The organism is Paenibacillus sp. JNU01 (assembly GCF_059130585.1).
Window position 1 is genome coordinate 2,315,969 of the sequence record NZ_CP169723.1, and the last position, 20,491, is coordinate 2,336,459.

At 46.0% G+C, this 20,491-nt stretch carries 18 protein-coding genes; 4 read left to right on the plus strand and 14 right to left on the minus strand.

Annotation, left to right across the window (positions count from 1 at the left end):
• Nucleotides 1-193: 193 nt before the first annotated feature.
• Complete coding sequence (gene fabV, locus NLBNIHML_RS10075) at nucleotides 194-1,387, plus strand: enoyl-ACP reductase FabV (RefSeq protein ID WP_339236832.1); 1,194 nt, start codon at nucleotides 194-196, stop codon at nucleotides 1,385-1,387.
• Nucleotides 1,388-1,583: 196 nt separating this feature from the next.
• Here fabV and NLBNIHML_RS10080 read toward each other — a convergent pair whose 3' ends face one another.
• The 3 genes from NLBNIHML_RS10080 to NLBNIHML_RS10090 all read right to left on the minus strand — a co-directional run bounded on the left by NLBNIHML_RS10080 (nucleotide 1,584) and on the right by NLBNIHML_RS10090 (nucleotide 3,890).
• Nucleotides 1,584-2,831 (minus strand): DNA glycosylase AlkZ-like family protein, encoded by a 1,248-nt coding sequence (locus NLBNIHML_RS10080; RefSeq protein WP_494354308.1) that lies wholly within the window; start codon nucleotides 2,829-2,831, stop codon nucleotides 1,584-1,586.
• Between the two features lie 115 nt (nucleotides 2,832-2,946).
• Nucleotides 2,947-3,174: a ribosome rescue factor BrfA gene (gene brfA, locus NLBNIHML_RS10085; RefSeq protein WP_494354309.1), complete on the minus strand. Its 228-nt coding sequence runs from the start codon at nucleotides 3,172-3,174 to the stop codon at nucleotides 2,947-2,949.
• 119 nt (nucleotides 3,175-3,293) lie between these two features.
• Complete coding sequence (locus NLBNIHML_RS10090) at nucleotides 3,294-3,890, minus strand: restriction endonuclease (RefSeq protein ID WP_339236839.1); 597 nt, start codon at nucleotides 3,888-3,890, stop codon at nucleotides 3,294-3,296.
• A gap of 262 nt (nucleotides 3,891-4,152) precedes the next feature.
• Here NLBNIHML_RS10090 and NLBNIHML_RS10095 point away from each other — a divergent pair, with 262 nt between their 5' ends.
• Both NLBNIHML_RS10095 and NLBNIHML_RS10100 read left to right on the plus strand, forming a co-directional pair.
• The gene (locus NLBNIHML_RS10095; protein WP_494354310.1) at nucleotides 4,153-5,421 is read left to right on the plus strand and encodes a hypothetical protein; all 1,269 of its coding nucleotides are present in this window, start codon (nucleotides 4,153-4,155) and stop codon (nucleotides 5,419-5,421) included.
• Nucleotides 5,422-5,804: 383 nt separating this feature from the next.
• A complete protein-coding gene (locus NLBNIHML_RS10100; RefSeq protein ID WP_494354695.1) occupies nucleotides 5,805-6,587 on the plus strand; it encodes a methyltransferase domain-containing protein in 783 nt (260 codons plus the stop codon).
• A gap of 89 nt (nucleotides 6,588-6,676) precedes the next feature.
• Here NLBNIHML_RS10100 and msrA read toward each other — a convergent pair whose 3' ends face one another.
• The 6 genes from msrA to NLBNIHML_RS10130 form a co-directional block, all read right to left on the minus strand.
• Nucleotides 6,677-7,192, minus strand: coding sequence for a peptide-methionine (S)-S-oxide reductase MsrA (msrA, locus tag NLBNIHML_RS10105; RefSeq protein ID WP_494354311.1), 516 nt, complete (start codon nucleotides 7,190-7,192; stop codon nucleotides 6,677-6,679).
• Nucleotides 7,193-7,391: 199 nt separating this feature from the next.
• A complete protein-coding gene (locus tag NLBNIHML_RS10110; RefSeq protein ID WP_315938471.1) occupies nucleotides 7,392-7,649 on the minus strand; it encodes a GlsB/YeaQ/YmgE family stress response membrane protein in 258 nt (85 codons plus the stop codon).
• A gap of 309 nt (nucleotides 7,650-7,958) precedes the next feature.
• Nucleotides 7,959-9,263 carry an AAA family ATPase gene (locus NLBNIHML_RS10115; RefSeq protein WP_339256905.1) on the minus strand — a complete coding sequence of 435 codons (1,305 nt, stop codon included), beginning with the start codon at nucleotides 9,261-9,263 and terminating at the stop codon, nucleotides 7,959-7,961.
• On the minus strand, nucleotides 9,263-10,726 hold the full coding sequence (locus NLBNIHML_RS10120; protein ID WP_494354312.1) for an RtcB family protein: 1,464 nt from the start codon (nucleotides 10,724-10,726) through the stop codon (nucleotides 9,263-9,265). The genes NLBNIHML_RS10115 and NLBNIHML_RS10120 overlap by 1 nt, the downstream gene beginning before the upstream one ends.
• A 504-nt stretch (nucleotides 10,727-11,230) precedes the next feature.
• Nucleotides 11,231-12,049 carry a TerC family protein gene (locus NLBNIHML_RS10125; RefSeq protein ID WP_339256909.1) on the minus strand — a complete coding sequence of 273 codons (819 nt, stop codon included), beginning with the start codon at nucleotides 12,047-12,049 and terminating at the stop codon, nucleotides 11,231-11,233.
• A 277-nt stretch (nucleotides 12,050-12,326) separates the two neighbouring features.
• On the minus strand, nucleotides 12,327-12,638 hold the full coding sequence (locus NLBNIHML_RS10130) for a DUF3817 domain-containing protein (protein WP_339236856.1): 312 nt from the start codon (nucleotides 12,636-12,638) through the stop codon (nucleotides 12,327-12,329).
• Nucleotides 12,639-12,853: 215 nt separating this feature from the next.
• On the opposite strand from NLBNIHML_RS10130, the gene NLBNIHML_RS10135 reads away from it, so the two are divergent.
• On the plus strand, nucleotides 12,854-13,957 hold the full coding sequence (locus NLBNIHML_RS10135; RefSeq protein ID WP_494354313.1) for a glycosyltransferase family 4 protein: 1,104 nt from the start codon (nucleotides 12,854-12,856) through the stop codon (nucleotides 13,955-13,957).
• Nucleotides 13,958-14,009: 52 nt separating this feature from the next.
• On the opposite strand, the gene NLBNIHML_RS10140 is transcribed toward NLBNIHML_RS10135, so the two are convergent.
• From NLBNIHML_RS10140 to pulA, 5 genes are all read right to left on the minus strand, one after another.
• Entirely contained in the window at nucleotides 14,010-14,372 is a 363-nt protein-coding gene (locus NLBNIHML_RS10140; protein WP_339236862.1) for an HIRAN domain-containing protein, read from the minus strand.
• Nucleotides 14,373-14,412: 40 nt separating this feature from the next.
• Nucleotides 14,413-15,384 carry a helix-turn-helix transcriptional regulator gene (locus NLBNIHML_RS10145; RefSeq protein ID WP_339236864.1) on the minus strand — a complete coding sequence of 324 codons (972 nt, stop codon included), beginning with the start codon at nucleotides 15,382-15,384 and terminating at the stop codon, nucleotides 14,413-14,415.
• Between the two features lie 272 nt (nucleotides 15,385-15,656).
• Nucleotides 15,657-16,178, minus strand: coding sequence for a hypothetical protein (locus NLBNIHML_RS10150; RefSeq protein ID WP_494354314.1), 522 nt, complete (start codon nucleotides 16,176-16,178; stop codon nucleotides 15,657-15,659).
• 157 nt (nucleotides 16,179-16,335) lie between these two features.
• Nucleotides 16,336-16,968 carry a 50S ribosomal protein L25 gene (locus NLBNIHML_RS10155; protein ID WP_339236868.1) on the minus strand — a complete coding sequence of 211 codons (633 nt, stop codon included), beginning with the start codon at nucleotides 16,966-16,968 and terminating at the stop codon, nucleotides 16,336-16,338.
• A gap of 279 nt (nucleotides 16,969-17,247) precedes the next feature.
• A complete protein-coding gene (pulA, locus tag NLBNIHML_RS10160; RefSeq protein WP_494354315.1) occupies nucleotides 17,248-20,124 on the minus strand; it encodes a type I pullulanase in 2,877 nt (958 codons plus the stop codon).
• Nucleotides 20,125-20,491: the final 367 nt, after the last annotated feature.

Below are 20,491 nucleotides of genomic sequence, written 5' to 3' on the forward strand. Positions count from 1 at the left end.
TCCTTTCTACCCTAACAAGCGAGTACATTATATGCACATCATCGCAAAATTAGAGATATAACGCCACCCTTCCGGCGAAATCAAACGAAACGGTTTCCGTTTCCGTAGTAATTGTTTTACAATAAGGAGGTATGTATACGAGCATTTGATCGAAATGCTGAAACATGAGCTGAATATGAAAGGATGCAAATAAATGATTATTAAACCAAGAACACGTGGTTTTATTTGTACCACTTCCCACCCTGTAGGTTGCGCTGCGCAAGTGCAGGAACAGATTGATTATGTGAAATCACAGCCGGAGCTCAAAGGCCCCCGTAATGTGCTCGTAATTGGTGCTTCCACCGGTTACGGTCTGGCGTCACGCGTTGTATCCGCTTTTGGAGCGGGAGCGAATACGATCGGTATTTACCGTCCGAGCAGTTCCACAGAAAAACGTACAGCCTCCGCAGGCTGGTACAACTCCGCTGCATTCGAAAAAGCCGCTGAAGAAGCAGGCCTCAAATCGTACAGCATCACAGGTGATGCATTCGCAAACGAAACACGAGACAAAGCCGTTGAACTGATTCGCAGTGAACTCGGTCAAGTGGATCTGGTCGTATACAGCGTAGCCTCGGCACGCCGTACCGATCCAAACACGGGTGAAGTGTTCAATTCTGTGCTGAAGCCTATCGGACAATCCTACACGAATAAAACAGTAAACTTCCACACAGGCGAAATCAGCTCCGTTACGCTGGAGCCGGCAACGGAAGAGGAAATTCGTCAGACCGTAACCGTAATGGGTGGAGACGATTGGGAACTGTGGATGGATGCCCTGCAACAAGGCGGCGTACTTGCGGATGATGCAACAACGATTGCTTTCTCCTACATCGGACCTGAACTTACCCATGCTATCTATCGTGATGGTTCCATCGGTCAGGCCAAGAATCATCTGGAAGCGACTGCACTCAAGTTGAATGATCGTCTAAGTGCCAAGGGTGGACGTGCTTATGTAACTGTCGCCAAAGCGCTGGTGACTCAATCCAGCTCCGCAATTCCAGTCGTGCCGCTGTACATCTCAGCATTGTACAAAGTCATGAAAGAAAAAGGCTTGCATGAGGGATGCGTCGAGCAATTGCAGCGTCTGTTCGCTGATCGCCTGTATGCAGGAGGAGAAGTTCCAACCGACGCAGAAGGTCGCATTCGTATAGACGATTGGGAGATGAGAGATGACGTTCAGCAAGAAGTCGCGAAGCTCTGGAATGAATTGACTACAGAGAACATCTATGATCTGTCCGATCTGGAAGGTTATCGTCGCGAATTCTTCCAACTGTTTGGTTTTGAAACCGATGGTGTGGATTATGAAGCAGACGTTGATCCAAACGTTGAAGTGCCTCATCTGGTGAACTAAAAAAGTTTTGGCGAGTACGCAAACTTAGATTTACGTTAGCACTTCTAATGCCATGTTAAAGATCTGATTGTACAATCAATGAAGGGGAAACCATCGGGTTCTCCCCTTTTTTGTCTATTTTTTAGATCCTTTCATCCTAGATCCTTTCTACGCCATTTTAATTTCATATCCTTACATTCTTTCGTGTATCCCCTGATCAAATCGATTTAAGCTGTTTTTTCAACTCTTTCGGTACCGTCTTCTCAATAGTGATTGAATGCGCTCCATGCATGGACGCAAAGAATTGAAGGCCCTCCCGAAAATCCGCAATCCATTCCTCCACAGGTGGAGCAGTCTCTTCCATTGATAACAAACGAACGGTAAGCACTCCAGTTTTGCGATCAAGTCGCGGGTCCATACGTCCGATTAACCGATCACCATGAAGAATCGGCATGGCATAATAACCGTAGGTTCTTTTCACCTCTGGCGTATAGATCTCCCATTTATAATGAAAATCGAATAAATCGACAATACGTTCTCTTCTCCATAACAGATTGTCCAGTGGCGGCAGGAAACGGACCGGGCCTGATGGATCATAGTGTGGCTCTTCCCTCTCCATGTGCAATAACAAATCCTCGTCTTCAGCTCGAATATAATAAGGCGTCGCCACGTCCTCCACCTTAAGCGGGATCATTCGCCCATCTGACACACGGGTAGCAATATCGGCGCGTCGTTCAGCCGCTGTAGATTTTAGCCAACCCAGACGGGGATCACGGGCATCTACAACGCGATACGCATGAATGTATTTATCCAGTAGAGCCTGCTTCTGGGCCAACACATCCATATCTTCTTTCATCGGAAGTCCCTGTTGCTGCAATCCGGATTCGGTAATATGAAAATAACGTTCATTCCCTTGCCTCGCCACCACACGAATCACAGCAGAGTCTAACAGTAGATTCAGAGCAAGTGTGGTATCCTTCGTCTTTGGCACATCTGCACTGTCCCAATAACCACTTACCCGTTCAACAGCACGGAAGGCTCTTGAAGGTAAAGGTCCTTCCTCCTTCAAACGCTGTAACACATGCTGCACTGTTTTCTCCAGACCTTGTAAGGATGGAGCCAGACGCTCCCTTAATCGGGCACGCACAGGTTCAAAGAGAGCATAATCCTCGATTGGAATGACACAGGCAGCATTTGCAAAATATTCAAACACCTTATGATCACTCAGCAGCGAATTTAAGCTGTCAGCCGTATAACCCGGGTCACGGGCACCCAGCACCAGATGCTGGTTTCCGGTTACAGCAGCTACAGGATCGATCTGCACGCAACCAAGTGAGCGAATCAAACTCAGAACTTGATCGGGTCCCGATGGTAAGGAAACTGCGGGCCAACGTTCCAGTAAAGCTTGCGTTTGCAACAAGAAACGCCGAACGATTTTTTTATTCATGTGCAGCTCTGTTGTCATATGTATAGGTTCTCCCCTTCATTATATGTACAGAATTTATAGCCAATTTATAAGATCGATTTTAACAGTCCACATGATTACTTTCCAACCAAAGAAAGGATTATAATCGTCTTACTTATCCAGCAATCCGTTTCTCATAGACAAAATAAAAAGAAGCACCACCATTCTGGATGATCTGCTTCTTGTGTTTGACCTTTTGCAATTTTTCCTGCTTCGTAGGCATGAGACGTACATGCTGGGATAATGCACCATAATCTCCGTTAACTCGTCGGCTCTGTTCCGAGCACCACTTGCCTGACCGCTCTGCTTTGCGTAATGCTTTTTGTGTTTGTGTACGTGCCATAATGGATTACACACTCCTTTGGTTGATATACACTCAATATATCATGTGCAGCTACGCAAGTGAAGGTGCTTCCTGCTGGAATGGGCATATACATATTTAAGAAGGCTTCCACCGCGTACTTAGCGGGATTGCCGCTTTCGCCGAGACTGCCACGTTTCGATTGGTTCATGATCATCTTCTTCGATCAGTTCCAATGCTTCCTCCACTCTTCTCGCCTTGAATAAAAGGATTAATTCCATCAGATCTTCCCGGTCCAGCAACTTCACTCCATTGACTGCCGCAAGCGTCCGGCAAGCTTCCGTGTAACGGGCGGACGTTAATACAATCGACCGGTCAGCTTCATAATAACGCATGGATGTATAGATCTCCTGCACTGCACTTAATCCTACCGGATGGTTCGCACCGTATCGCTTCGCTTGTATAACACTCCGCCGGCCGAGTCGATCCACAAATACAAGATCCGCACCGAAATCCCGGCTGCTCGTCGTTTTATGAACCTCATCGTACCCGAGTTCTTCGAATAGATGATAAAGATATAATTCGAATTCCGAACCATCCTCCATCTTGTCGATGTCCTTTATCGTAATCTTCCTGGGATTGGCTTCACTTCGTATCCGCTGACCGCGCCCGATAATACGCCGAATAATCCAGGCCAACAGTAGTAATATGACAATAATTCCGATGACCCATAGGGTCACATTTTCACTCCAGTTCATAGCTCTTCTCCTTGTTCTTTTCCCTATGTTCTATCCAACGTCTTAATCAGATATGGCTTATCACCGCACTAAATATATCAGACTTCCACCTTGATCGAAAGAAGATGAATTCCCTGTAACCCTCAGACTTCTCCAAACATAGTTTTTTCGACAAATCCATGATAAAAGGTTACAGTGTGTTCGGTTGAATTGCACTTCACTTCAATGGTAAAATTCAACAATCGGTTCTCTTTTGAATCGAAGAAGAAAGGTGGTTTATCACTTGCATACATTGACCAAACACAAGTCCAAAACATGGGCTGCCCTCATTTTTAGCGGCATGCTCCTCTTCACCATGAATACAACAAGTTACGCTGCTGCCTCAACCGAATCCATGCCCAAACCAGCGTGGACGTCATCTTCCCTGATGTTATCTGAGGCCAATACCGAAAAAGATGTCCTGATCAAGGCAATCCATGCCGTGCCATCCAAAAATCTTGTATATGTACATGCCTCCCAGGCCGTAACAAAAACAAGCAGCAAAACTACACTCGACTGGCAACTGGACTCTCTCCAAGCATTCGATGCTACAACTGGGCAATTGAAGTGGAATACGATATTCCATGAGAAAAGCGGTCCTTACACCACATACTCCGATTCGGTATATGCCAGCAACGGTACAGCTTATGTGTATATGGAATATTCGGACAAAACCAAAAAATTGTACTCATTCAATACATCCGGTAAAACCAACTGGATCAAAACGGTGAACTCACCTGCAAGCATATCCCTTTTGGATAACGATACGCTGATGGTTGCTTCAAGTCAGGGCGTGCAATCGAATGGTTCCGTTCGCTCAGCCATCTCGTTATATGACAAAAAGGGCAAATTAATTACCGAAAAGACCATTAACGGCAGCGTGCTCAAGGCTGATCATGGTCGAATTGTAGTGGATGCCAGCAAACAAACCAAGGTAGGCAACTTCTGGCAGCAAGCTGCGAATCCCAAGGTGGAGATCTATGATCGTACGTTGAATCGTCTGGCCTTCTACCAATTCCCTGCCAATGCCAATACACTGGGAGATGGCGGCGGTGAATCGCTGGCCATACTGGACGATGGTTCCATCCTTATGCGTGCCAATTTCGAGAATACGGGTAACCGACTGATGGGCTTTGGCACCGACGGCAAGCTTGCATGGGGACGTGCCATTGCCGGTGATGCCTACATCCAAACGGCTGGCAACGGCTATACGGTCCTTACAGGGCAGAAGCTGGAACTGTATACGATGAGAGGCAAAGTGACTGAGCGTACATTCAAGGACGCACAGCCTGCATTAATGCATGTTGACCAGACACAGGATGGTCAGTACCAGCTTGATTTTGCCAAAACAGGATACATTCTTGATCCGCAGACACTGGAAGACGTGCATATCTACACGACCAGTGCCTCCGTTCCTTCATTAGAAGGTGTCTCTACCTATGTGGATGATGTCATCTATTCGATGAACGATGAGACATTGTCCAAATATGTATTAAAGGCTGCTGCAAAATAATGAACGGAGCGCTTCTGTATGACCGTCTAAACGGTTGACAGGGCGCTCTTTTATTTCAAATTCGCCTGGCTCCCCTTACTTGTCATTTCTTCTCATCCTGTTATACTAGTAACGTTCTCTTGCTTCACCCTAATCTTGATAGGCAAAAGGAGCTTAACCTTCCTATGATAATTCAGTTCATTCGATATAGATAACTTGGGGCATAGCCATAAACCTCTTTTTTTGAATTTCGTGCAGAGGTTTATTTGTTATGCCCTTTTCTTCAGTTATCCAAATCTGAATGAATGGGGTGTTATTCCATGTCAGTCCATCGCAGAGAACGTAGCGCTGCGCTTATTAATCCATACAACCATATGTTGAACTGTCCCATCTGTCATAGCCCTATGGCAACCATTAACTCAGGGAGCATTCAATGTGTGTCCAGGCATAGCTTTGATTTTGCAAGACAAGGCTATATCAATTTCATGACACGTTTTTTCAAGGGCAACTATGACAAACGTTTATTTACTGCCAAAAGGAATATCTTATCGGAAACCGGTATTTATGCTCCTTTGACCGAAGTACTACGCAGGTGGATCTCACGTTATTCGGTTGACATCAGCTATCCCGTGCATATTCTGGATGCCGGCACAGGAGAGGGAACATTTCTGCAGCAGATTACGCAGGATACTCCAGCCGTTGGCTGGGGCATCGACATTGCCAAAGAAGGCATTGCCATGGCTTCCTCTGCCTACAACCAGCAAATTTGGTTTGTCGGCGATCTGGCATGCAGTCCGTTTGCAGAAGGTCAGCTGGACATCATCCTGAATATATTTTCTCCTTCCAATTATGGAGAGTTTGGACGAATTCTGAAAGATGGGGGATGGATCATCAAAGTCATCCCCCGTGAACGATATTTAATTGAACTAAGAGAAATGCTGTTCCTGAATCGACCTGATCGAGCAGACGGCCGGGAACTTACGCTGGACCGATTCCGCAAACATCATCATCTCATCGCCAGCATTCCGCTGACCTACACGCTGCCCGTCACCGCAAACATGCTGGATTCACTCGTTCATATGACACCACTTTCCTGGCATCGGTCGGGATCATCCCTGGTGAGCATTCAAACTTCCTTGTCGAAGATTACCATTGACGTAGAAATACTGGTGGGAACAATCAGATAACCGTTATGGCTGATTTCAGCCTCCATACAGCCAAAAAGCCGGGCGAGTTCCAACTGGAACTCGCCCGGCTTTTCATGTGATCTGATGCATTATTTCCAGTTCTGGTCGATAAATTCGTCCCGTCCGGATAACGCACGGTCTTCCTTATAATGCTTCTCGTTTTTCTTGTGGTAATCCTGATGATAGTCTTCAGCCGGATAGAACACTACGGCATCCCGAATTTCCGTAACAATCGGTTGAGTGAATCGTCCGCTGGCTGCCAGTTCCTGTTTAGACTGTTCAGCAAGCTCACGTTGACGTTCATTATGCACAAAGATTGCCGTACGATACTGTGTCCCCCGATCCTGGAACTGTCCTCCGTCATCTGTCGGGTCAATCTGAGGCCAGTATAGCTCCAGCAGTCGTTCATAAGGGAATACTTCCGGATCAAATGTAATTTCAACCACTTCGACATGACCGGTCTCCCCTGATTTGACCTGCTCATATGTTGGATTCTCGACGTGACCGCCAGTATAACCCGATATAATCCCATGAATGCCCGGTTGTTCTTCAAACGGTGTAACCATACACCAGAAACATCCGCCGGCGAATGTAGCTTTTTCCATTCCGTTCAACCCCTCTTATCTAAACTACGTATGAATATAGATAGCCATTACGCATACCTTCTTATATTCTAAAACAACAAGAGGTTGATTGAAAGCCATCGTTATGGCTCTCAATCAACCTCTTCATTGGTAATTCATTTTATTCATTTGGTAATGCAATGTAGCTGACAACTTTATTCAAGAACTGATCTTGAATGAGTTACCCGCGACTACGTCCCATCGAACGGAAGATCAAGCTTACGATGGCTACAAGAACGATCGCACCAATCAATGCAGGTACAATGTAGAATCCGCCCATCTCAGGACCCATATCACCCAAGATTACTCCACCTAACCATCCACCGATGAAACCCGCAACGATGTTACCGATAACACCACCTGGAATGTCACGACCAACGATCAAACCTGCCAACCAACCAATGATACCACCGATAATTAATGACCATAACCAACCCATATCATTCACCTCTAATTAAAGTTTTTGTTGTTGTCTGTCTACTATTAACCGCTACAGAAGCATTTAAACAATTGGCATAAAAATTTTTGCATATTACCGTTTGTCCCATGCATTCTTCTCTGCAAAATAGGCTGTGGCCCAGTATGAAACAGATCACGTCACTTTCCGGCATCTCACCAGCTCAGGGCTGCGTTATGTACCTCCCGAAAGTCATTGTATGTTAGAGCAGACAAGGTTAGTATCACCAATTGAGGTAGGATTATTTATAAATTTGCGTCATATTATAGGATTGATGGGTTAGAGATCTGATCAATAAAAGCCTGCACGGCCCTTACCTGGCTGCGCCAGCCACGTATGTTTGTGACTCTTGTCCAGCTCGCCACGCATCGACTGAATGACTTTTACAATGTCGGTCTGTCCATTCTGATGCCATTCCAGCGCAGCGCTCACATACAACTCACCTAGCTGCGCAAGAGAAAACGTGTCGGTCAGACGAGCTGCTTCTACCGTGCCCTCTTCACCAGCGAATACGGTGAAGCCTCGTTGGCGTAAATATTGCAGGCGCAGTGCTTCATCTGGCAACGGAATTTCGTAAGCCCGGTCAAACCGTCCCGCACGGTTCATAAGGCCAGGATCGATTTTCTCAGGATAATTCGTTGTCCCGATCAAGAAAATGCCTTCTTTGGACGTAGCTCCATCCAGTGTATTCAGGAAAAAGGAACGGACTTCATCCGGCATCGAATCGATGTCCTCAATGATCAGTACCATCGGTGCGAGTCGCTTGGCAGCCTCGAACACTTCACGCACCGATTCACTGTTGGTATACTCCGTTATCTGCCAATACGCAGCCGGTCCCGGGATACTTCCTGCAATGGATTTCACCAATGTGGTCTTACCGTTTCCGGGGTGTCCATACAATAGAATGCCCCGTTTGTACGGGATATCGTAATCTCTGTAAAAGGAACGATCTGCTTCGAAGAACTGATCCAGCGAGCGGAAAATATCCTGCTTAATCTGTGCAGAGAGAACAACATCCTCTCTTCCCACGGAGCGAGTAATCGATTCGACATGACGGTCGCTGCCATTGCGGGCATCGGTATACACCGTCACTTTTTTCATATTTTGCTGACGTTCCCGTTCCCGGACACTTCCGAGAAATTGCTTCATCTCTTCATCCCCGACAGCAAATACAAAGTCTTCGCTATAGATCCCGTTCTCTCGGAAAAATGGAACACGCACAAGTGCAACGCCCCATTTTGGATAGGCAAATACGTTGTTGCGGATGGAGTAGTGCACACCATACGTGGGCACATCACCATCATCATCGTAATGCAACGTCTGAAGCTCCAGATCCTCGAAAATGCGGGCTACCAATTCCACTTCGGTACTTCCATTTTGCAAGTCTTCCCGGAGTAACTCCCAATATTCATTGTTCGGGTCAGAACTGGCATACAGTTTGTATTCAACCCCATATCGCTGATGTAGCGCCTCGCTGATGCCACGAATCAGCCTTGAATAGATGGCGTACCCTTCCACTCGAATACGGGTATCATGTTGTTCGTCGTAGCTATAAATCGCACGCGTAGGATCCACTTGTTGTTCGTGTATTGTCATTATTTCGCTCCCTTTACCGCGGCAAGCGGTTTGCATTTGGCTACAACTTGAGCCAGGCCTGCGCCGGTTACACTGTCTATGATTTCGTCTACATTTTTATAAGCCTGTGGTGATTCATCAATAATGGATTCAAGTGAGCGCTGGTTTACCACGATCTCATCTTCTGTGCCGACGCCAAGTGCCGTAGCAAAATCCTCTACAGTAACCAATCGTTTCGTTGCTGTTCGTGAACGTATGCGCCCCGCGCCGTGACATATGGAATAATAATTATCAGCGCCCTGTGGCTGACCGACCATGATATATGAAGCAGTTCCCATCGAACCGGGAATAAGCGCCGGATGTCCAGTTGCCAGATAAGGCTTGGGATTGTCCGGGTGACCCGCCGGCAACGCACGTGTCGCTCCTTTTCGATGTACAAAAACGGAGTCTTGGTCTGCATGGGATTCCTCCCAGGCGTAGTTGTGCATCAGGTCGTATAACGTACGAAATTCACATTTGGGGCCAAACACATCCCGGAATGCTTCGCGAATAGCATACGCAATCAGGTGACGATTGACAACAGCGTAATTCAATGCAGAATACATCATGTTCACATAATGACGACCTTCTGCATGCTCCAGCGGCGCAAATACCAGTCTTGGATCGGATGTGCCCAAGTTAAGACGCTGCATGACTTTCGCAATCGCTGAAGAACTCGTCTGACTGACATATCCACCCCATGCACGAGAGCCGGAATGAATCATGACCACGATCTGTCCATCGTACAATCCCCAAGCTTCTGCGATTTCACGATTCTCTTCGGCGATCTCAATCGCCTGGATCTCGGCAAAATGGTTCCCTCCGCCCAGTGTACCGAGCTGACGATGCGAACGATGCCACGTCATATCAGGAATGTGATTTAACACATCCTCATCGTAACTGAATTTGCTGCTTTCCACATGGGTTATCGAGGTTGATTTTTTCGGTGTATAGCTGTCAGGGATATATTTTTTGGGTAAACCATGCAGCCCTTTACGAACAATGTGCTCCAGTCTTATATCCGAGTAATGACCTCGCTGGTTCGCCTCCATTGGCAATACTTTCTCTATGGCTTTGACAAGTTTACGGCGAAGCTTGATGTCTTTCAATTCGTCCTTGTGCAAGTTCGTCATGTGCACTCGCATGCCACAGCCAATGTCACTGCCAACGATGGAGGGAGAAACGTATCCGCTCTGCGCATCCCAGACGGCTGTTGTTCCAATGCATGTACCTACACCGACATGCACGTCAGGTGTGTAACTCATATAAGAGATTCCCGGAATCTGCAGATTATTGTTCGCCATCTCGAATACCTTGTAATCGAGCGAGGAAAAGAGTTGTTGTGCTGCATATACGGTTAGGTCGCCCGCGGGCAATTTCACTTCATGGCGATAGCCACCTGCGTTTTCATTTGGATCATTAAATAAATTAAAGTCTGTATTCATAAAAGTGTATTATTCCTTCCTGTACGTTCAGCAAATTCGGTTTGCTGATTCATCTATAAAATAAAACTAAAAAAAGCCATAGGCTAGTCGCCCATGACTTCTACTGAATGACAATAACGGAGAACAGAACAGCTTAAACATGCTTGTGTGTCTGTTATCCATCGCTATGATATAAGCGAAGAACGCATATCGATTATAAAACCCGCTAAACGATATGCCTATCCCCTATGTCGACCGTATGAGGCCAATGAGACGATGAGCCTGATATGCAGTTGTATCCACCTTGCGCCCTGTTTGATTCAGATCATAACCAAGCATCATGTCTCTCGGCCTCCCTTCGTTAATGTTAAGTCTTATAATAAAGGGACTGAAATTCATGTGTCAACCCTTTTCTTGGAAATAGGTCCATGGTGCAGACTTTATGTATAAACCATAAGAGGGGACCGTCCTAGGACAGTCCCCTCTTTTCTTAATAATAATGATGTTGTTAGCGTAACATGATTATTACAGACCTGCTTGTTTTTCCAACTCATCAACCGGATTTTCGTCTTCTTTTTCAGGAACTTTGGAAGACAGGAACCAACCACATACCGCAATGGTGATCAGTACAATATAGAATCCGAATTTCCAAATTTTATTTTCCGGGAAATGCTCATCCAGAACACCCAATGAAGGGTGTGCAAGTGTAATAACTGCCAGTTTAACCCCTACCCAACCTACGATCACAAAAGCCGCAACTTCAAGCCCTGGGCGGGAATGAAGCAACTTCACAAAATATGAGGCTGCAAAACGCATAATTACAAGCCCGATGAATCCACCGAGGAAAATAACGATAAACTGTCCTCCGTCAAGTCCCCCGATTGCAGGCAATCCACTTGGTGGCAACGCTACAGCCAAGGCAACTGCAGCCAGAATGGAATCGACTGCAAATGCGATATCGGCTACTTCGACTTTGAATACGGTCATCCAGAAACCAGATTGTTTTTTCGGTTTCTTTGGCGTCGAATCAGCAGCTTCATCTGTTTTATTGCGATTACCCAGTATCTTTTTAACAATATGGTTAATCGAAATGTATAGAAGATACAGGGCACCGATCGCTTGTACTTGCCAAACATCGACGAGGAAAGAGATCAGGAACAATGAACCTAAACGGAAAACAAATGCGCCCATCAGACCATAGAACAACGCTTTTTTGCGCTTCTCTTCAGGTAGATGTTTAACCATAATTGCGAGTACCAATGCATTATCTGCTGCAAGTAATCCTTCTAGAACTACTAAGACAGCCAACACCCACCCATATTCCAATAATAATGAAACTTCCAACGTTGACTCCTCCTTAATATCCTTATGATGTACAAAAAAAAGGACCTTTACCATCGCTGGTAAGGTCCTTTTATATCCACAAAAAGAGACCTTTACCGAGCATGAAAACTTGGTAAAGGTCTCGCTAACAACAAATTTGCTGCCAATAAAGCCGGGGATACGATCCCGAATTGACGACTTTACTGTAAAAGCTACTCCCCTTTAACAGGAATATGTAGTTTTAGTTGGAACGGGTTGTTAAACCTGTACTCATCATATTTCATAATCTTAAATAAAGTCAAGCTTTATTTCGTTGACGGTACAGCTTACGGAATACGACAACATCGTAAATCATATTCCCCAGTGGAATGAAAGAAATGAAGAAGAGGGCAATTGGACGACGCAGACGCCACTTCTGTGAGGTGTACATGCTCACCATAAATAACAAGTACATTAAAAATAAAAAACCGTACAAATTTCCAAACCAAGTGACAGCCTGCGGCATAACTCCGGCATCTCTCAACGGAAAAGCAACAAACAGTAACAATACATACGAAATTCCCTGCAACCACAACATCAGCCGGAAGCGTCCCAGCATAGAATGTAACATTATTTTCCTCCTGCTTTTATACATGTAACGAATTCAATTGTTCCCGTACAGTATATCACAAAAGCTGAAAATCTCCGCTTCATTCCACGCAGCAGATTATTCCTGCACGCTTATATGGGTGTTCACCTGCCTTTTTGCAGGAGCCAAATACCTCAGCTTCTCATAAGATATACGACGAAGATTGTTACCGATGTCGGACAAGGAGGAGCCAGTTAATGAAAATTGCTATGGTTGCACCCGAGAAATTACCTTTGCCCGGTAATGGTTCCGTGGAAATCTGTATATTAGGGATTGCCCGAGAACTTGCACACCGCCATCAGGTGACTATCATAACTCGTCAAATGGAAGGTCTCGCTGCCACAGAACAGATCGATGGCATCACCATTCAACGTGTCCCTGCATCGAGTCCTGTCAGATACACCAAAGCCGTCTTACGCCAGTTATCCAAACAACCCTACGATGTAATTCAAGTGGACAACAGGCCACGAAGTATGGCGAACATCAAACAAGCTTTTCCACGCACTCCCGTTGTACTCTATCTTCACTCGTTAACCTTTGCTCAGCCCGGAACTTCCAGACTCAAATTAATGAGAAAAGCGGATTGGATTGCCGTTAACAGCCAATCCCTGCGACAAAGGCTAGGCCGCAGATTTCCGTTGGTAAAACGCCGGATGAGTGTGGTTCCATTGGGTGCGGATCTAAGCCGCTTCAGGCCTGCTGAATCCAGCGAAGAACAGATTCAACTGCGTACACAATTTGGAGTGACTAAACCATTCTCTATTTTGTATGTCGGTAGGCTCATCCCTGGAAAAGGCGTAGACGTATTAATTCGTGCGACTGCCCTCCTTCAGCGACAGATGCCTGTCCAACTGGTCGTTGCAGGCAAAGGCCCTCCGCATTACATGCGTAAACTTCGCGAACTTGCCCATAAACAAAAAGTGCATGTATCCTTTCGTGGTCAGATAAACCATGAGCATATCGATCAGTTGTATCGGGCCGTCGATTGTCTGGTGTGTCCCTCCCAAGAACATGAAGCTTTTGGTCTGGTCAATGTTGAGGCCATGGCTTCAGGATTACCTGTCATTGCTTCTGATAACGGAGGCATTCGTGAGATTATTGAATCAGGTATTAATGGATACCTTGTGAGTGATTATAAGCGTCCCCAACGTTTCACCTCCTGCCTGTACAAACTTGCAAGCAACCCCACGTTTGCCGAGATGTTAGGGAAGGCTGGCCGAGACAGCGCAAAGGCACATTTCAGTTGGGCCAGAACAGCCATGCATCTGGAAGCCACCTATACCAGGCTCATCCGTCAATGAGCCTTCTTCTGTTATGAGCTTTTTGCCCATGTAAACCTGCTCTTTAAAATGATCAAGCTTTTTCACGAAATTGCCATCCCGCAATCAAAGAATCCATCTGTGGAACAGGAATGTGACTCATCTCAATTAACTCCATAATAACCATATCTCTCATCATGAATCGTACTTTGGCACACGTTAGTTGATGAAATACATCGTAGAATGCCTTCCCGGTCCAACATCCATGAGGTACGACAAGCGGATCATTAACGATATAGCCTACCGCTCCAATCGGTGGAATAACGACCTTAATTGCTTGTTGATCCAATCGATTGTCTGGATCTTTGACGAGATACACGGTATCCCCCACATGTAAAACCTGTACTCCATGATAGTGGTCCATCCCATACATAGCTGCGAATAATTTAGTGCTCATACGACCTGCTCCTTCTCTTGTATTTGTCCATAATTAAAATTCACAAAGATACATCGGTCTCATAATGTTCCAACCACTCGACAAGTTGCCTGCGTATCTCTCTACGAAACTCCCGTGGTTCAAGCACCTCTGCCTCGGGTCCAAATTGATACAACCATTTCAAAAATTCTCGGCTGCTATTCAGTGTCACTTCAAATAACAATCCCCCATCCGACATATTCGTCATTCGCGGGCGAACAAACATCTCTTCTTCTTTTATGTAGGGGGCTATTTTCTCAGAGAATCTTACCTTGAAATGGATATGCTCGTCTCCACGGTCAATAGACCATGTGTTCTTCATATACTGTGTTATGTTGAAGTCACCCTTGTCGAAACCGGCATTGGTTCGTGTTACATCCAAAAAACGGCTAATTCGGAACAATCGAACTTTTTGCAGCAAATGACAGTAGCCGATCAGATAAAAACGTTGATCACGCGGAATGAGATAATAAGGATCGATATCGCGAACTGTAATCTCATTTCTTGTCAGCGTATGATATTGAGTACGAATAGTTTGCTGGCTTAGAATAGCTTCGATGATGGGAATCAGCAGATTAGGATCTTTTCCTTCCTCACGATAAGCTGGCGTGCCCATACGAATAATTCCCGCAATATTCTCTACAATGTCACTGTTTCTTGATTTTAATTTGGTATGAGCCGACATGACCTTGTCAAAAGCCGAATCGAACTCAGCAGGTAACTTGGAGGTATCAACTACGGACGGAAGCATGGAGAAGACCATTGCCTCCTGTTCAGTAAAATCTAATGGATACATGGCAAACTCACCAATAAATCGGTAACCTTTGCCATATCCTTCGTTCATAATCGGGGCAACCCTGTCCAAAATCCGGAGATCACGATATATCGTGCGTACAGTCGTACCGCATTTCAGCGCCAACTCTTTGGCCGAAATTCCAGGATTTGCTTGTATAGCCTGAAGTATACGCAGCAGACGAATTAATTTCTCTGTCATGTAGTTTCTCCCCTTCGATATTTTATCGGCAAGGAAAACTAGTTCCTTTAGTACAGAACTAAATCTTTAGTCCCAATATTATTTTTCGCAATTTCACCGTTTCAGTATAGTCCAATTGCACTCTTACCCCCTTTTAATATACATTCTCTTACTTGCTTGCGTAAAACATTAACCCCAATGACCTTAAACCTAAGCCTGAAAGCCTACACAAACTTTTAAAAAAATGCAAAAAAAAAGCCTAATCTCACCAAAGAGACAAGGCTTTTTTGGAATTACTGGTTATGCAACTCTAATAATTGATTCATCACATTCACCATATGCTCACATAGTTCAGGAATATCTCCCATCTGGTCTTCAGTCACACTACGGTCAAAGTATACATGAGCCATGACGTTGTATGTGATTGGCTCTTCATCAAAGATATAGCGGATGTTCAGGCACATCCGCTGGTCAGGCCAGCCCATCTGCAATAATGAACGAATAGCCGAGCACTGTGTCTCGGTCTCCTTCACATCCATACCAAACCGCAGTTCCAATCGGCAACCCGGATGCGCTCCAGGCTTCTCCAATATCTCTGCTGCAAGTTCCTCAAGGGAACTGCTTAATATGACTTCTCCTCTTACTTCCGGACGATCCCTGAGACAGAACTGTATTGTGAACTCTCTGGACATCACTGCCATCTCCAGCCGATCTTTACGCCCCGTAATCTGAATACGTTCATCCAGGTTATCCATATCATAGAGATAATTCTCAAACCCGACTTTCAGATTGTCATACACCGTTGGATCAAACATTGGAATATACCTACTTTCTTGCCCTTTAACATGTATTGTAGTACATTCTTTTCCTTCATGCGACTATCATAACTTCTCGTCCGTGAAATATAAAAAGCCCAGTCCGGGGACTGGGCTTCGGCTAAGCATGGGGTCTGATGAGATCACCAAGCTTGGCTTATTCTTCTTCAGCTTTTTCTTCAGCTGCTGGTTCAGCGGCTTCATCAGCAGAAGCTGTTGGCTCTTCCTCAGCCGCTTGTGGCGGCATGACGGACGCGATGATTGATTCAGGAGATGTTACGAGTGTCAAACCTTTATCCAGTTTGACGTCCGCTGCAGTCAAGCGATCACCAATATCCAATCCGCTAACATCAACTTCAATGGACGTTGGCAGATCCGCAGGCAATCCTTCTACCTCCAGCTGTGTCTCCTGTGTCTGGAATACACCACCCGCTTTTGAACCGGCTGCTGTACCCTGGAAGTCGATCGATACACTTACGCTGATTGGCTTGTTCTTGGAAATCTGCAAAAAGTCTACATGCAGCAAACGTCCATTACGCTCTTGCTGATCCTTGATCAGTACAGGAATCGTTTTACCACCCTCAACATTCAGGTTGAACATTTCGGAACGGCCTGTGCGTGCCACTTTCAGCATCTCTTTTTCATCTACATGTATTGAAGCACCTTCAAGTCCCGGGCCGTAAACGACTGCAGGAACTCGTCCGCCTTGTCTTAACAAGCGCAGTGCTGCACCTTTCTTTTCCGTTCTTGGCGTTGCTGTAAGTTGAGCCATTTTTCCGTTGGATTTCATGATTGAACATCCTCCTTCAAGGGATCACTACATTATATTTGTTGGAAAGCGTTAAAGCTTCGCTATAGACCATAATGGTCTTTTTTTCGTTGGCCGAATCGTGGGCCATATCTATATTTACCCCAATGATGAAGGATCTCAAACACGAAACAGGACAATTCTTTATTTTCGGCTAAGCTGTTCTCCGTGTATTCAGACCAAAAAAGCAGTCGGAATCTCTTCCAACTGCTGGTTTAGCAAGGGTTTGACGAACTACGTTCAAAGTTATAAATAAAGAAACTATGCGCTATCACGATCTTCCGTTTTTTCGCTTTCGCGAATGATCTGCATCTCGTCTGACCCGCTACGGACAATAATGTGCACGTCCCCATCTTCAGGTACAATGTCCACGTAACGGTCTCCGCACGTATCTTTAGCTTCCCATTCGTTCAATCGAATGATCAATCCCAGGTGATGCAGACCCGGAGCAACGCGAAAGCGGGCTTCAGCGGCATTTCCGACTCGTTCCAGCTGTACTGCTCCGTCCTCCATACCAGTGCCCCATACCCAGACATCCCAACCTTCATACTGCTGGTCTTCCCGCTCGTATCGAAGCGTGACGGTTCGCGAAATCTGTTTATGAATCGTCACGGCAAGAGTTGCGCGGATTCCTCCTGCTTCAGCAATAATATGGGTTACTCCGGGTGTCATCGCACGTACGATCCCTGCCGCACTCACCGCTGCAAGTTCAGGGTGAGAAGAGCTCCAGCGTACATTCGAATCCTGTAGCGGCTGACCAAATTGATCAAGGACCAAGGCACGGAAGCGGCTGATGCGGGTCATGTACATGACGGGTTCGCCCACAATTTCAATTCGTTCAGCATGACGGTAATCCACTTGTAACATACAACTTGCCGTTATGTCCCCACAGTGGACTGTAATTGAAGCTTCCCCTCGTTCCAGTGCATGGATTGTTCCATCAGGCTGGATCTGAATAATATCCGGATCAGAAGAAGTCCAGGTAACCGGGGCTTTTTCTACCACATTGCCAATGCTGTCCCGTACGATTGCTCGCAGTTGCGTGGTCTCCTTCGGACTGTATACCTGGCGAGGAAAACTAATCTCCACTGTTGACGGCTCAGCGCCTCCAGCACGCTCTGTGTCATACAGTACCATCAATGACCATCGTTCTATCTGCACAGTACCACGAACAGTCTCAATCCGATCTGTACCTGCCTGATGAGCATTGACTACGACATGCCAGTCCCCTTCTCCCAGGTCCACATGCTGCTCATGTTCCGTGCCGTTATAAATGACCATAATCTGATTCCAGGTGTCCTGATTCGCACCATCCTGAAGCATATAGGCAACTACATTACCATCCGCACGAATTACACGAAGGTGATTTCGTACCTGTTCAGCATCAATCATACGAAAAGCGGGATGTGTGCGACGCAGGTGAATAAGACCACGATAGTAGTCGAACACCGGTCTGAACCGTGATTTGTTGGCCCATGTGATGGCGTTCACCGCATCCCCGCTCCGATAACTGTTATGATCACCGGCTTTGGACCTGAGCAACTCATCCCCTGAATGCAGGAACGGAATGCCTTGAGAAGTCAGCAGAATGCCGGAAGACAGTAACGAGCGTCGAACCATCTCATCATCCAAAACATTATCTGCATCCACATACCGATAAGGATCTGCTGCTTTTACAGCGGACTCAGCACTCCCACCACCCACGGGCTGTCCGTCCTTCCATACGGGAAATCCTAATTCATGTCTTAGGTTCATGGTTGTTGCAATTTTATCCCACAGATTGAGGTTGTCGTGGGCAGTTACATAATTGACAACTTCCACAGGTGAAGATGTGAAATCATCCAGTGCCCCGGCTAATCCTCTGAGAATCTCATATTCCTGTCCTCCGGCACCCGTGACAAACCCTCTGCCACTTCCATCACTATCCCCCTTGATTGCGCTGCGAAAATGATCATTAAATACTGCAAATCCCTGACCTCGCTGGGTTCCTTTTAATGTTTTGCGGTCCAAAGGCGAATCTCCACCCGTCCAAGGTTCCCCATAGATCAGAAATGCCGGATCGATCTGCTCCCGCAATTCGCGTGTCAATTCATTCATCGTTTCCGTATCTATTAGAGCCATAAGGTCAAATCGAAATCCGTCCACATGATATTCTTCTGCCCAATATCGGAGAGAATCCACAATATATTTTCGCACCATTGGACGCTCAGTCGCCAGTTCATTGCCTACACCGGAACCATCACTGAGGGTGCCATCCTCCCGATAACGGTAATAATAGCCGGGTACGATCCGTTCAAACGGTCCTTCTTCCACGCTGTACGTATGATTATAGACAACATCAAGTACAACACGAATACCTTGTCTGTGCAGCGATTGTACGAGTGATTTGAGCTCCCGAATTCGAACTGCCGGATCACGAGGGTCGGTAGCGTAGGAACCTTCGGGAACGTTATAATGTTGCGGATCATATCCCCAGTTGTATGGTGCTCGGACATTGGAACCAACGTCAGCTGTAGCGAGTTCATTCACCGTCTGATAATCCGCCACAGGCAGAAGATGTACATGAGTGACTCCCAGTTCGGCAAGATGGTCTACACCAATACTATTGCCTGCTCTATCCGTCAGACCGGATGCTGTGAATGCCAGATATTTTCCCTTATACGGAATATCGGCATGTGGGTCTGAGGAGAAATCACGGACATGCAACTCATATAACACGGCATCGACAGGACGCAGAAAAGCAGGTTTGACATCCAGTTCCCAATCGACCGGATTGGTGGTGTCAGGATCTATAATAGCCGTTCGTTGCCCATTGGCCGTTACCGCTCTCGCGTAAGGATCAACAACGACTTCAATCCGCTGATCATTATGAGTGATACGGTACATATAATAATAACCTGCCCAATCGCCTGTAAGCTCTAAAGTCCATATTCCATCCGCATCACGTGTCAAGGAATGTTCCCTTTCACCCTTATGCTCTTGCACCTTACCTTCCTCGTTGTAATGCCCTTCATCTTCAAAAATCAATATATCAACCTGTTGTGCCGTAGGTGCCCACAATTTAAAAGTACTTGCAGCACGAGTATATGTTAAGCCAAGATCGTTGCCTTCGTAACGAAAAGAAGTCCATTCCGGCATCGTTCCCACCGCCTTTATATCCATTGTTTTCGTGTTGTCCCGATGTTACGGAGCGGGACGGGATTTGTCAACCCGGGGTTGTCTGTACTCATCATATCGGTTCAATTTGTGTATTCAATTAGCAATCGCTTTCAAAATATAGGATATGAAAACAAGTGACATAGATTGACAGCATATGTACCTGTCCTGACAAAAAAAGTTTGAAAAATACAAGAATAAATTACAGGATGTCATCTGCTTTCCAAACAAATCTATACTTAGCTACGCATTGAACTGGCGGATGTTTTAGTATTTCCGAGTATAACAAACTCCTGTTTATGGTCGAGCCATCGCTCTTTAACTCGACAAAAAATCGCCCTTCCGATTG